The following is a 12,332-nucleotide window of genomic DNA, read 5'->3' on the forward strand; positions in this document are numbered from 1 at the left end:
GGAACTTCAAGGGCCCAGTCCAACCCCCAATCAGAGCACGACCGCGCAGCCCTTTTTTTGTGCCCTATCCAAACCGAGGACGCACCATGCACAGACGACTCTTTTCTCAAGCCCTGATGGGCTTGGGCGGCCTTGCCACCGCCGGCAGCGCTTTGCCCCTTGCCGCCCAAACGGTGTCTGCACCCACTGCCGGGGCTTTTCGTGAAGGCACGCACTACCGCCGCTTGCGCCAGCCGGCGCCGGTCGATGCCCCGGCTGGGCGCATCGAGGTGCTGGAGTTTTTCGCCTACACCTGCATCCACTGCTACAACTTCGTGCCGGTCTTCAAGGCTTGGAAGCAGACCGTGCCCGCCGATGTGCTGGTGCGGCATGTGCCGGTGGGCTTTACGCCCGATTTTGAGCCGCTGCAGCGCCTGTATTACACCCTCGAAGCCATGGGCCGCCTCGACAGCCACCACGAGCGCGTGTTCCAAGCCGTCCACGGCCCGCAGCGCCAGCGCCTGCACAACGCCGAAGCCATCGCCCAATGGGCGGCCAGCGCCGGGCTCGATCGGGCCCAGTTCACCCAAACCTACAACTCCTTCGCCGTGGTCGGGCGGGTGCGCCGCGCCACCCAGTTGCAAGACGCCTACCAGGTCGAGGGCACCCCGGCGCTGGGCATAGCCGGGCGCTTTTACATCCCGGGCCAAGCCCAGCGCACGGTGCAGATTGCCGACGCCCTGATCGCTCGGGTGCGGGCGGGCCAAGGGCGGTCTTAAGTTTGGCGGCGGGCACAACGGGTTGGGCTCAAGGAGTCGGGCTTAATAAGTCGGGCTTTGGCTCTGGCTACCGCCTGTGATCTGAGTACCGCCGCCTTCAGCCACGGCCAGCCTTGGCCCTGCGCGCTGCGGCAGTGCAAATCTGCCGACTAAGCCAAGTAGCGCAGGCGTGGCTACAATGCTGGCTATGGCTTATGCAATTTCCGTGCCGCGCCCCTTTTGCGCTTCCAATCGCCTCATGCCACTGCGCCAAGTGCTGGCGCGCTTGACCTTGAGCGCCGCCTTGGCGCTGGGTCTGGCCCCCGGCTTGCACGCGCAGCCGGCACAGGGCGCACAACCGGCGCAACCCATGCTGATCGAGGCCGATGCCCTCAACCACGATCAAGCCGGGATGGTCAGTGTGTTCACCGGCAACGTGGTCATCACCCAAGGCACGCTGCTGCTGCGCGGGCAACGCGCCGAGTTGCGCCAGGATGCCCAAGGCAACCAGTCCGGGGTGCTGCAAGGCGCCGCAGGCCAACGCGCGTTTTTTCGCCAGCAGCGCCCGGGCCTGAACGAACTGCTCGAAGGCGAGGCGCTGCGCATCGAGTACGACAGCGCCACCGGTGTGCTGCGCCTGATCGACCAGGCGGTGCTGCGCCGACTGCGCGCTGGCGCGCTAAGCGACCAAGCCAGCGGCAGCCTGATCGTCATCAACCGCCAAACCGAGCGTTTCTCGGTCGAGGGCGGCACGGCAGCGCGCACCCCCGAAAACCCCTTGGGGCGCGTGCGCGCCGTGATCACGCCCCGACCGGAGGCACCACCGGGCGCTACGCCCGCCACAGCACCTGGCACCACGCCAGCCACCGCACCTCGCGCTCCCGCCCCGCCGCTGCAACCCAGCCCGCAACTGGAGCCGCGCCGGTGAAGGCGGATGCAGCGCGCAGCAGCCTGGACGTGCGCGGGCTGCAAAAAAGCTACGGCCGCCGCCAAGTCGTCAAAGACGTGTCGCTGCGCGTGGCCAGCGGCGAGGTGGTGGGCCTGCTGGGCCCCAACGGCGCCGGCAAGACGACCTCGTTCTACCTCATCGTGGGGCTGATTCGGCCCGACGCCGGCACCATCTTTCTGGACGGACAGGCGATCCACGGCTTGCCCATCCACCGCCGCGCCCAAATGGGCTTGGGCTACCTGCCCCAAGAGGCCTCGATTTTTCGCAAGCTCACGGTGGCCGAGAACGTGCGTGCGGTGCTGGAATTGCAGCGCGACCCCGACGGCCGGCCGCTGTCGCCGCAGCGCATCGAGCAGCGCCTCGAGGCCTTGCTCGACGAGTTGCACGTGGGCCATTTGCGCGATGCCCCCGCGCCGGCGCTGTCGGGTGGCGAGCGGCGCCGGGTCGAGATCGCCCGCGCCCTGGCCACCGACCCGCGCTTCATCCTACTCGACGAGCCCTTTGCCGGCATCGACCCGATCGCCGTGATCGAGATCCAGCGCATCATCGGCTACTTGAAAGAGCGCGGCATCGGCGTGCTGATCACCGACCACAACGTGCGCGAAACGCTGGGCATCTGCGACCACGCCTGCATCATCAGCGACGGCCGCGTGTTGGCCCAAGGCACCCCGGCCGAGATCGTGGCCAACCCCGAGGTGCGCCGGGTCTATCTGGGCGAGCACTTCCGCCTTTGAGCACGCTGCCGCCATGAAGCAAGGACTGTCGCTGCGCTTGAGCCAGAGCCTGGCGCTCACGCCGCAGCTGCAGCAATCGATCCGCCTGCTGCAGCTGAGCACGCTGGAGCTGGAGCAAGAGCTGGGGCAGATGCTCGACGACAACCCCTTTTTGGAGCGCGATACCTCGGACGACACGCCAAGCGACTCCCTCGATGGCAGCCTCGATGGCAGCCCCGACCGTGGCCTAGCTTCCACCTCCGATGACGGCCTAGGCGGCGCGCCCGAAGCCAGCGCGCTCGCTCCGCCCGAGCCGCCTTGGGCCGCAGCCAGCCCCGAAGCGGATGCGCAATCCGGCATGGATTCGGCTGTGGCCTATGAGGTATCGGCCCACGAGGTATCGGCCAACGAAGTGCCGGCGCTCGACACCGCCTTCGAAGCCGCCTGGGATGGCGAGGCAGCGGCGCTGGGAATGGGCGCGCAAGCCGAGGCCGGCGAACCGGGCGAGCTGGGAGCGCAGGGCGAAGGCCTCGATTGGGGCGAACCGGGCGCGCTGCGCAACGGCGCCGCGCCCGACGCCGACGACGGTTCGGGCCCCGATTGGGCGCGCGCGCCCGAGTCGCTGGCGCAGCACCTGCACCAACAAGCCGGGGCGCTGCGGCTCGAGCCCAGCGTGGCGCTGGCGCTGCACGCGCTGATCGAATCGCTCGACGACAACGGCTACCTGGCCGATGGGCTCGATGAATTGGCTGCGGCGCTGTGCGCCCAGGAGCGCGCCTTTGAGGCGATCAAGGCCAGCGAATCCCTCATTGCAAGCGCACCCGCCACCGGCAACCGCGCTGGGCCGACCGACCCACCAGCGCCAGACCCGCGGCTGGCGCACTGGTTGCACGCGCTGCAGCAGGCCCTCGAGCATCTGCAGCAAATGGAGCCCACCGGTGTGGGTGCGCGCCACTTGGCCGAGTGCTTGCAGCTGCAGATACTGGAGCTGCGCAACAGCCCCGAGAGCCGCACCGCGCTGGCCATCTGCCAGCAGCCGCTCGATCTGCTGGCGCGGCGCGACAGCCGCCGCCTGGCGCAGCTGTGCCGCTGCAGCGAAGCGCTGGTGCGCGCCGCCTTTGGCCTCATCGCCCGCCTCGAACCCAAGCCCGGCCGTCGCTTTGCCGTGCTCGAGCCGCACCAGCTGCGCCCCGACGTGATCGTGACGGTGCAAGGCAGCGGCTTCAAGGTCGCGCTCAACCCCGAGGTGCTGCCGCGGCTGCGCCTGCAAGACGCCTACGCGCTGGCCCTGCGCCAAGGCCGGGGCGGCGAGGCCCACGCCGGCCTGCAGCAGCGGCTGCAAGAGGCGCGCTGGTTCATCAAAAACGTGCAGCAGCGCTTCGACACCATCTTGCGCGTGGCCACGGCCATCGTCGAACGCCAGCACCAGTTTTTCCGCCACGGCGACTTGGCCATGCGGCCGCTGGTGCTGCGCGAAATCGCTGACGAGGTCGGGCTGCACGAATCCACCATCAGCCGCGTGACCAGCGCCAAGTTCATGGCCACGCCGCAAGGCACCTTCGAATTCAAATACTTTTTTGGCTCCGCGCTGGCCACCGAGGCCGGCGCCCACACCTCCAGCACCGCCGTGCGCGCCCTGATTCAGCAGCTCATCGCCGCCGAAAACCCCCAGCAGCCCTTGAGCGACAACCAGATCGCCGACCTGCTCAAGGCCCAGGGCATCGCCTGCGCGCGCCGCACCGTGGCCAAATACCGCGAGGCGCTGCGCATCGCCCCCACCCATCTGCGCCGCGCGCTCTGAACGGCCCCAGCCCACCATGCACAACCTGACCCTGTTCCTGCCCTGCCCCGCCGGGGTGGAAGACTTCCTGCTGGCCGAAGTGCAAGCCATCTGCCCAGCGGCGGCCGCCAGCGCGCAGCGCCAGCGCGGCGGCGTCGAGCTCACCGGCACCTGGGACGATGTGCTGCGGCTCAACCTGCACAGCCGGCTGGCCCAGCGCGTGCTGGTGCGGCTGGCGCTGCAACCTTGCCCGCACGAAGACGCGCTCTACCAAGCCGCCCACCAGGTGCTGTGGGAGCTGTGGTTCACGCCCGCGCAGACCTTCAAGGTCGAGCTCACGGCCCACCAGTGCCCGTTCCAGAGCCTGAACTTTGCCGCCCTGCGCATCAAAGACGCGGTCTGCGACCGCATGCGCGAGCGCTTTGGCCAGCGCCCCAGCGTCGATACCGTGCAACCCCAGGTGCGCCTGCACGCCCACCTGGGGCCGGATCAGGTCTGGCTCTACATCGATACCTCGGGCGAGCCGCTGTTCAAGCGCGGCTGGCGCAGCGACACGGGCGATGCGCCGCTCAAAGAAACGCTGGCCGCCGCGATGATCGCCGCCAGCGGCTGGACTGGCCTGGACGCCCAAGGTCAGCCGCAGCCGCTCTACGACCCCTGCTGCGGCAGCGGCACGGTGGCCATCGAAGCCGCGCAGCGCGCCTTGCAGATCGCGCCGGGCAAACTGCGCCGCTTTGGTTTCGAGCGCCTGCTGCCACACCGGCCCGAACGCTGGCAGGCGCTGCGGCTGCAAGCCGAGGCCGCCGAGCGCCCCCTGCCCGGTGGCCAGCCCTTGGTGTTTGGCTCCGACGTGTCTTTTCGCATGGTCGATTTTGCGCGCCGCAACGCCGAACGCGCTGGCGTGGCGCATGCCATCGAGTGGCGCGGCGGCGACGCCCTCGAGCGCCTGCCGCCATGCCCCACGCCCGGGGTGATGCTGCTCAACCCGCCCTATGGCGAGCGCATCGCTGCCGCCGGGGTGGCCGGCCAGCCGGCACAGGAGCGGGCGCGAGCGCAACCGGGTTCGCCCCCGGGCCCCGCCCAGGGTGCAGGCCGCGAAAGCGCGCGCCACGCCGATGGGCAGGAGAACGCCGATTTTTTCGCGCAACTGGCCAGCCACTGGAAAAAACACTACGCCGGCTGGACCGCCTGGCTGCTGACCCCCGACCCGCAGCTGCCGGGACAGATGCGGCTCAAACCCTCGCGCCGGGTGCCGCTGTGGAACGGCCCGATCGAGTGCCGCCTGTTTCGTTTCGACCTCGTGGCGGGCAGCGCACGCACGCCCCGCGCCGGCGCCGGCACCCGCCCCGAAAGCCAGCCCCCTCAATAGCGCATACATATTTCCGCAATAGGGGATTTTTGGCAGCCCGAGTTGATGCTTGTGCTGAACTTGGTTTACACTTGCGCTGGGCTGGTTAATCCCGGCCCCCCGCTTTTCCTCCCTGAGCGGGTGCCTTTGTGTGTGACAGCAAAAAGGCTTTCAAACCTGGCTCCTTTAGAGCCAGGTTTTTTTTCGTCTGCGCAGGCAAGGCGGGGGGCCGGGCTTCAGTCAAAAATATCGCTGAGCCACGATTTTTTCTTTTTCTGCTTGCTTCCAGCCGCAAAGCCACCCGGCAGGCCACCACCGAGGCCACCCAGCCCGGCCAAGCCGCCGAGTTTGGCGCCCAGTCCCCCCGGCGCAGCGCCGCCGCTGCGCTTGCGAAAGTCGGAGTCTTGGAAATCGGGCTGGCGCAGCGGGGCGTCTTGATGGCGCGCGCGCCCGGGCGACGGACTCAGGCTGCGCTCGATCAGCTTGTCGAGCTCGCCACGGTCGAGCCAGACGCCGCGGCATTGCGGGCAGTAGTCGATCTCCACACCCTGGCGATCGCTCAGCAGCAGTTCCACATCCACACAGTTGGGGCATTTCATGCAAGGCTCCTTGGGGCCAGTTGAAGGGAGCTTGCAGTCTAGGGCCTTTGGGGCGCGCAATAAAGCAGAATATCGGGCAATCTCGCATCGAACCAAGCTGAACATGAGCCTCACCTACAGCTACCGCCACCTGTACTACTTCTGGATCGTGGCCCAAGAGGGCGGCATGTCCAATGCCGCCGCGCGGCTCGGCATGGCGGTGCAGACCGTGAGCGCCCAGGTGCGCGAGCTGGAAAAGGCGCTGGGTTGCCAGCTGCTCAAACCGGCTGGACGCGGCGTGGCCCTGACCGAGGCCGGGGTGCTGGCGGCGCGCCAAGCGCAGCAGATTTTCGAGCTCGGCGAGGCCCTGCCGACGCTGCTGCGCCAATCCGCGCTGGCGCCCAGGGTGCGGCTGGCGGTGGGCATGGCCGACGGCCTGCCCAAGCTCGAGGTGCTGCGCCTGCTGCGCCCGGTGCTCGATGTGCCCGACCTGCACCTGATCTGCCACGACGGCGAGATCGACGATTTGCTGGCCGATCTGGCCACGCACCGGCTCGACGTGGTCTTGACCGACCACCCGGTGAGCAGCCGCGCGCACCTCAAGGTGCACCACCACCGCCTGGCCAGCAGCGCCTACGGCTGGTTTGCCGCGCCGCCGTGGCTGCAAGCGGCCCAGCGCCCGTTCCCGGCTGCCCTGCAGGGGCTGCCGCTGCTGCTGCCCACGCGCCACGCCAGCGTGCGTGCGCAGCTCGACCAGTGGCTGGCGCGCCACGGCCTGACGCCGCGCATCGCTGGCGAGTTCGAAGACAGCGCGCTGCTCGAAACCTTTGGCGGCCAAGGCATGGGGGTGTTCCCGGCTGCGCTGGCGCTGGCCGACACGCTGCAACAGCGCCACGGCGCGCTGCTGCTAGGGGTGTGCGAAGGCGTGGCGGCCCCGTGCTACGCGCTCAGCTTGGAGCGCCGGGTGGCGCACCCGCTGCTGCGCCGCCTGCTCGAACCCGGCGCTTGAGCGCCGCACCTAGCGGCTAGGGGAGCGGCGCCGGCCCGCTCACGCACCGCGCCGGCCCACATCAGGCAGGTCAGAGGCCAGTCAGGCCGGTTGCGGCTGCAAAAACACGCGCGCCTTTTTGGGCGAGAGCAGCACCCGGTCGCCCTCTTTGAGTCCCAGCGCTTGCAGGCGCTCGGCCGGTATTTGCGCCTCGATCAGCGGGTCGTGGCCGTCGGGGGATTCGGCGTCCAGCGGCCAAAGCTCGAGCCGGGCGATGGGCCCGACCACCAGCGCGCGCTGCAACTCGGCCGCGATGCCCACCGCGCCCGGGCGCCAGCGCTCGACTTCGAGGTCGTGTGGGCGCACGTAGGCAAAGGCTTTGGCGTCGCGCGCCTGCGCGTGCTCGGGCGTGTCGATGGCCACGCCTTCGAGGTGCAGCTGGCCCTCGTGGGCGCGGCCGTGAAACAGGTTCACGTCGCCCAAAAAGCCATAGACGAAGGGGCTGGCCGGGTGCTCCCAGACCTGCTGCGGCGTGCCCACCTGCTCGACGCGGCCCTGGTTCATGAGCACCACGCGGTCGGCCACCTCCAGCGCCTCTTCTTGGTCGTGGGTGACGAAGACGCTGGTCACGTGCAGCTCGTCGTGCAGCCGCCGCAGCCAGCGCCGCAGCTCTTTGCGCACCTTGGCATCGAGCGCGCCAAAGGGCTCGTCGAGCAGCAACACCTTGGGCTGCACCGCCAGCGCGCGCGCCAAGGCGATGCGCTGGCGCTGCCCGCCCGAGAGCTGCGAGGGGTAACGCTCGGCCAGCCAGTCGAGCTGCACCAGACTGAGCAGCTCGTGCACGCGCTCTTTGATTTGGGCCTCGCTGGGGCGCAGCGCGCGCGGCTTGACGCGCAGGCCAAAAGCCACGTTCTCGAACACAGTCATGTGGCGAAACAGCGCGTAGTGCTGGAACACGAAGCCCACGTTGCGCTCGCGCGCATGGGTGTCGGTGGCGTCGGCGCCGGCAAACAGCACGCTGCCCTGGTCGGGCGACTCCAGCCCGGCGATGATGCGCAGCAGCGTGGTTTTGCCGCAGCCCGAGGGGCCCAGCAGCGCCAGCAATTCGCCCGAATCAATGTCGAGGTTGACGTCGCGCAGCGCCGTAAAGCTGCCAAACTGCTTGCTGATCTGGCGGATGGCTATGCTCATGATGCGTGGGTCCTTGGGGTGTAGGCAGGGGGGCTGGATGGGCGCTCAGGCGCCAGTTCGGCCAGGGTTTGCATTTCGCGTTCCATGCGCCATTCGGCCACGGTCTTGATCACCAGCGTCACCAGCGCCAGCAGCGCCAGCAGCGAGGCCACGGCAAAGGCGGCCACCGACTGGTATTCGTTGTACAGCACCTCCACGTGCAAGGGCATGGTGTTGGTCAGGCCGCGGATATGGCCCGAGACCACCGAGACCGCGCCAAATTCGCCCATGGCGCGCGCGTTGCACAGAATCACGCCGTAGATCAGGCCCCACTTGATGTTGGGCAGGGTCACGCGCCAGAAGGTCTGCCAGCCGCTCGCGCCCAGCACCAGCGCCGCCTGTTCTTCCTCGGTGCCCTGGGCCTGCATGAGCGGAATCAGCTCGCGCGCGATGAACGGGAAGGTGATGAACAACGTGGCCAGCACGATGCCGGGCACGGCAAAGATGATCTGGATGCCGCGTTCATCCAGCCACGGCCCAAACCAGCCCTGGGCGCCAAACACCAGCACATAGATCAGCCCCGCCACCACGGGCGAGACCGAGAACGGCAGGTCGATGAGCGTGGTCAGGAACGATTTGCCCCAGAACTCGAACTTGGCCACCGCCCACGCGGCGGCGACGCCAAACACCAGGCTCAAAGGCACGGTGATCGCCGCCACCAGCAGCGTGAGCCGGATCGCGGCCCAGGCGTAGGGGTCGCGCAGCGCCTCGAAGTAGGCCCCCACGCCCATGCGCAGCGCCTCGGTGAACACCGCCAGCAGCGGCAGCACCAGAAACAGCAGCATAAAGCCCAGCGCCAAGCCGATCAGGCACCAGCGCAGCCACGGCGATTCGCCGCGTTGCAAAGCGCGCCGGCCGTTCATGCGCCGTCTCCGGCGCGGCGACGCTGCCACGCTTGCAAGCTGTTGATGGCCAGCAGCATGATGAACGAGAACAGCAGCATCACGCTGGCCACCGCGGTTGCACCCAAGTAATCAAAGGCCTCGAGGCGGCCGATGATCACCAGCGGCGCAATCTCGGACACCATCGGGATGTTGCCGGCGATGAAAATCACCGAGCCAAACTCGCCCACGCCGCGCGCAAAAGCCATGGCAAAGCCGGTGAGCAGCGCCGGCAAGATGGTGGGGAAAATCACGCGCCAAAAAATCTGCCAGCGCGTCGCCCCCAGGCACTGCGCGGCCTCTTCGAGCTCTTTTTCGGCCTCTTGCAGCACCGGCTGCACCGTGCGCACCACAAAGGGCAGGCCGACGAAGATGAGCGCGATCACCACCCCGGTGGGGTTGAAGGCGAGTTGGATGCCAAAGGGCTCAAAGAATTGGCCGATCCAGCCGTTGCCGGCCAAAATCGCCGTGAGCGCAATGCCGGCCACCGCCGTCGGCAGGGCAAAGGGCAGATCGACCAGCGCATCGACCACCTTTTTGCCCGGAAAGCTGTAGCGCACCAGCACCCAGGCCACCAGCAAGCCCATGAAGGCGTTGACCACCGCCGCCAAAAAAGCCGCGCCAAACGAGAGCCGAAACGATGCCAGCACGCGCGGCGTGGTGACTGCGTCCCAGAAATCGGCCCAGCTCATGCTCAAGGTCTTGAGGATCAGGGCCGCCAGCGGGATGAGCACGATCAGGCTCATGTAAAACACGGTGTAGCCCAGCGCCAGATGAAAACCCGGCAACACCCGGCGCTGGGCCCGGCGCGGCGGCGCCGCCTCGGGCGCGGGCAAGTCGATGGCTGCGGTCGTCATTTAGCGCCTTTGAGCAAAAATCTGGTCAAACTGGCCGCCGTCGGCAAAGTGCTGCCGCTGCGCCTCGCCCCACGAGCCAAAGTACTGCCCGACCTCGAACAACCGGATCGGGCGCAGGTGCTGGCTGTGGCGCCGCAGCACCTCGGGGTTGCGCGGCCTGAAGTGGTTGCTGGCGGCAATCTCTTGGCCGGCGTCGCTGTAGAGGAACTCCAGATAGGCTTGCGCCAGCGCCCGGCTGCCGCGCTGGTTCACGGTGCGCTCGACCAACGCCACCGGGTTTTCGGTCAGCAAACTGGTGCTCGGGTGCACCACATCGACCCGGCCGACGCCGAACTCCCTCTCGACCGAGATCACCTCGGATTCGAAAGTCACCAGCACGTCGCCGATGTTGCGCTGCAAAAACACCCCCGTGGCGTCGCGCCCGCCGCGCGCCAGCACCGGCACGTTTTGGTACAGCTGGCGCACAAAGGCGGCGGCGTCGGCATCGCTTCCGCCTTGGCTGCGCACGAAGCCCCAGGCGGCCAGATAAGCCATGCGGCCGTTGCCGCCGGTTTTGGGGTTCACCACCACCACCTGCACCCCAGGGCGGATCAGGTCGCGCCAGTCGCGGATCTGCTTGGGGTTGCCGCGGCGCACCAAAAACAGCATGGTCGAGGTGGTGGGCGAGGCGTTGTGCGGCAGGCGCTGGCGCCAGTCGCGCGCCACCACGCCGCGCTCGGCCAAAAAGTCGATGTCGGTCACGGTGTTCATGGTCACCACGTCGGCATCGAGCCCGTCGGCCACGGCGCGCGCTTGGGCGCTGGAGCCGGCGTGCGACATGTTCACGCGCAGCGTCTGGCCCGTGCGCTGCTGCTGCTGGGCGATGAAGGCGGCGTTGATCTCGCGGAAATACTCGCGCGAGACGTCGAACGAGACGTTGAGCAGGGTGTCCACCGGATTGGCGTGGGCGCTGACGAGCGCAGCGGGCCCGAGGGCGGCGGCACCGAACAGGTGCAACAGGTGGCGGCGGGTGGTCATGGGGAAAATCTCCATCGAGGGTGGGCAGAGGGCGCAGTGTGCCAGCGGCGCTTCAGATTACAAACGACTTTGTTTTTGTTTTGTTATGCAGCTGGTGCATTAGGCGGGCAGGCGGCGGCATTAGCGCAGGGTGAAAATCTGGTCGAACACGCCACCGTCGGCAAAGTGCTCGCGCGTGGCCGCTGCCCAGCCGCCAAAGGCTTCGTCGATGGTGAACAGCGGTATGCGGGGCAAACGGCTGGCGTGGCGCGCCAGCGCCGCCGCCGAGCGCGGGCGGTAGAAATGGCGCCCGATCAGGTCTTGCGCTTCTTCGCTGTAGAGGTGCTCTAGGTAGGCTTGGGCCACGGCGCGGCTGCCTTTGCGGTCCACGTTGCGATCGACCAGCGTCACCGGCGGCTCGGCCAGAATGCTGATGCTGGGATAGACGAAATCCACGCGCTGGCCAAACTCTTTTTCCAGCAGATGGGCCTCGTTCTCCCAAGCCAGCAGCACGTCGCCCTGGTTGCGTTGGGCAAAGCTGGTGGCCGAGCCGCGCGCGCCCACGTCGAGCACGGGCACGTTGCGGTACAGGCGCGCCACAAACTCGCGCGCGCCGGCGGCGCTGCCGCTCTGGCGCCGCGCAAACTCCCAGGCCGCAAGGTAGTTCCAGCGCGCGCCGCCCGAGCTTTTGGGGTTGGGCGTGATCACGCGCACGTCGCTGCGCACCAGGTCGCCCCAGTCGCGGATGTTTTTCGGGTTGCCGCTGCGCACCACAAAAATAATGGTCGAGGTGTAGGGCGTGCTGTTGTGCGGCAGGCGCCGCTGCCAGTCGCGCGGCACCCAGTTGCCGTTGTTGTGCAGGGCGTCGATGTCGGCCGCCAGCGCCAGGGTGGCCACGTCGGCGTCGAGGCCGTCGATGATGGCGCGCGCCTGCCGCCCCGAGCCGCCGTGCGACTGCTGGAAGCGCAACTCCTGCCCGGTGCGCTCGCGCCAGCGCTGCGCAAACAGCGGGTTGTAATCGGCGTAGAGCTCGCGCGTCGGGTCGTACGAGACGTTGAGCAGCGTCAGCGGCGCGGCGGGGGTGGCGCGGGTGTTGGCGCTGGCAATGCCGAACGTGGCAGTTCCGAGAGTGCTGGCGCCCAGCAGGTGCAACAGATGGCGGCGGTTTGGCATAGATTCCTCGCAAAAAAGATCGTTGGGAGACCGATCATGCGAGAAAGTCTTAAAAACTCAAACGAATATAATTCAATTATTTTATGCCAAAAACATCTAATA

At 67.9% G+C, this 12,332-nt stretch carries 12 protein-coding genes; 6 read left to right on the top strand and 6 right to left on the bottom strand.

Features of this window, described 5'->3' with window-relative positions:
• Window positions 1-86: 86 nt before the first annotated feature.
• The 5 genes from SMCB_RS10845 to SMCB_RS10865 all read left to right on the top strand — a co-directional run bounded on the left by SMCB_RS10845 (window position 87) and on the right by SMCB_RS10865 (window position 5,548).
• Window positions 87-758, top strand: coding sequence for a thiol:disulfide interchange protein DsbA/DsbL (locus SMCB_RS10845; protein WP_045536976.1), 672 nt, complete (start codon window positions 87-89; stop codon window positions 756-758).
• Window positions 759-996: 238 nt separating this feature from the next.
• On the top strand, window positions 997-1,665 hold the full coding sequence (lptA, locus tag SMCB_RS10850) for a lipopolysaccharide transport periplasmic protein LptA (RefSeq protein WP_052468507.1): 669 nt from the start codon (window positions 997-999) through the stop codon (window positions 1,663-1,665).
• Window positions 1,662-2,420, top strand: coding sequence for an LPS export ABC transporter ATP-binding protein (gene lptB, locus SMCB_RS10855; protein ID WP_045536977.1), 759 nt, complete (start codon window positions 1,662-1,664; stop codon window positions 2,418-2,420). The genes lptA and lptB overlap by 4 nt, the downstream gene beginning before the upstream one ends.
• Window positions 2,421-2,433: 13 nt before the next feature.
• The gene (rpoN, locus tag SMCB_RS10860; protein ID WP_045536979.1) at window positions 2,434-4,200 is read left to right on the top strand and encodes an RNA polymerase factor sigma-54; all 1,767 of its coding nucleotides are present in this window, start codon (window positions 2,434-2,436) and stop codon (window positions 4,198-4,200) included.
• 16 nt (window positions 4,201-4,216) lie between these two features.
• The gene (locus SMCB_RS10865) at window positions 4,217-5,548 is read left to right on the top strand and encodes a THUMP domain-containing class I SAM-dependent RNA methyltransferase (RefSeq protein WP_045536981.1); all 1,332 of its coding nucleotides are present in this window, start codon (window positions 4,217-4,219) and stop codon (window positions 5,546-5,548) included.
• A 215-nt stretch (window positions 5,549-5,763) separates the two neighbouring features.
• Here SMCB_RS10865 and SMCB_RS10870 read toward each other — a convergent pair whose 3' ends face one another.
• The gene (locus SMCB_RS10870) at window positions 5,764-6,126 is read right to left on the bottom strand and encodes a TFIIB-type zinc ribbon-containing protein (protein WP_034111301.1); all 363 of its coding nucleotides are present in this window, start codon (window positions 6,124-6,126) and stop codon (window positions 5,764-5,766) included.
• A 103-nt stretch (window positions 6,127-6,229) separates the two neighbouring features.
• On the opposite strand from SMCB_RS10870, the gene SMCB_RS10875 reads away from it, so the two are divergent.
• Window positions 6,230-7,114, top strand: a complete 885-nt coding sequence (locus SMCB_RS10875; protein WP_045536984.1) for a LysR family transcriptional regulator — start codon at window positions 6,230-6,232, stop codon at window positions 7,112-7,114.
• A gap of 81 nt (window positions 7,115-7,195) precedes the next feature.
• Here the strand turns inward: SMCB_RS10875 and SMCB_RS10880 are convergent, their stop codons facing one another.
• From SMCB_RS10880 to SMCB_RS10900, 5 genes are all read right to left on the bottom strand, one after another.
• Window positions 7,196-8,284: a sulfate/molybdate ABC transporter ATP-binding protein gene (locus SMCB_RS10880; protein WP_045536987.1), complete on the bottom strand. Its 1,089-nt coding sequence runs from the start codon at window positions 8,282-8,284 to the stop codon at window positions 7,196-7,198.
• On the bottom strand, window positions 8,281-9,186 hold the full coding sequence (cysW, locus tag SMCB_RS10885; protein ID WP_045536989.1) for a sulfate ABC transporter permease subunit CysW: 906 nt from the start codon (window positions 9,184-9,186) through the stop codon (window positions 8,281-8,283). Before cysW ends, SMCB_RS10880 begins: the two co-directional genes overlap by 4 nt.
• A complete protein-coding gene (cysT, locus tag SMCB_RS10890) occupies window positions 9,183-10,061 on the bottom strand; it encodes a sulfate ABC transporter permease subunit CysT (protein WP_045536991.1) in 879 nt (292 codons plus the stop codon). Before cysT ends, cysW begins: the two co-directional genes overlap by 4 nt.
• Entirely contained in the window at window positions 10,062-11,078 is a 1,017-nt protein-coding gene (locus tag SMCB_RS10895; protein ID WP_045538062.1) for a sulfate ABC transporter substrate-binding protein, read from the bottom strand.
• 120 nt (window positions 11,079-11,198) lie between these two features.
• Window positions 11,199-12,230 (bottom strand): sulfate ABC transporter substrate-binding protein, encoded by a 1,032-nt coding sequence (locus tag SMCB_RS10900; RefSeq protein WP_052468508.1) that lies wholly within the window; start codon window positions 12,228-12,230, stop codon window positions 11,199-11,201.
• Window positions 12,231-12,332: the final 102 nt, after the last annotated feature.

It is taken from the genome of Serpentinimonas maccroryi (assembly GCF_000828915.1).
In the GTDB taxonomy this organism is placed as follows: Bacteria; Pseudomonadota; Gammaproteobacteria; order Burkholderiales; family Burkholderiaceae_C; genus Serpentinimonas; species Serpentinimonas maccroryi.

Bases quoted from the DNA above. Each gene is read 5' to 3' on its own strand.
- SMCB_RS10870 (WP_034111301.1), bottom strand. From the start codon at position 6,126: ATGAAATGCCCCAACTGTGTGGATGTGGAACTGCTGCTGAGCGATCGC.
- rpoN (WP_045536979.1), top strand. From the start codon at position 2,434: ATGAAGCAAGGACTGTCGCTGCGCTTGAGCCAGAGCCTGGCGCTCACG.
- SMCB_RS10865 (WP_045536981.1), top strand. From the start codon at position 4,217: ATGCACAACCTGACCCTGTTCCTGCCCTGCCCCGCCGGGGTGGAAGAC.
- SMCB_RS10875 (WP_045536984.1), top strand. From the start codon at position 6,230: ATGAGCCTCACCTACAGCTACCGCCACCTGTACTACTTCTGGATCGTG.
- SMCB_RS10900 (WP_052468508.1), bottom strand. From the start codon at position 12,230: ATGCCAAACCGCCGCCATCTGTTGCACCTGCTGGGCGCCAGCACTCTC.
- cysW (WP_045536989.1), bottom strand. From the start codon at position 9,186: ATGAACGGCCGGCGCGCTTTGCAACGCGGCGAATCGCCGTGGCTGCGC.
- lptA (WP_052468507.1), top strand. From the start codon at position 997: ATGCCACTGCGCCAAGTGCTGGCGCGCTTGACCTTGAGCGCCGCCTTG.
- cysT (WP_045536991.1), bottom strand. From the start codon at position 10,061: ATGACGACCGCAGCCATCGACTTGCCCGCGCCCGAGGCGGCGCCGCCG.
- SMCB_RS10895 (WP_045538062.1), bottom strand. From the start codon at position 11,078: ATGACCACCCGCCGCCACCTGTTGCACCTGTTCGGTGCCGCCGCCCTC.
- SMCB_RS10845 (WP_045536976.1), top strand. From the start codon at position 87: ATGCACAGACGACTCTTTTCTCAAGCCCTGATGGGCTTGGGCGGCCTT.
- SMCB_RS10880 (WP_045536987.1), bottom strand. From the start codon at position 8,284: ATGAGCATAGCCATCCGCCAGATCAGCAAGCAGTTTGGCAGCTTTACG.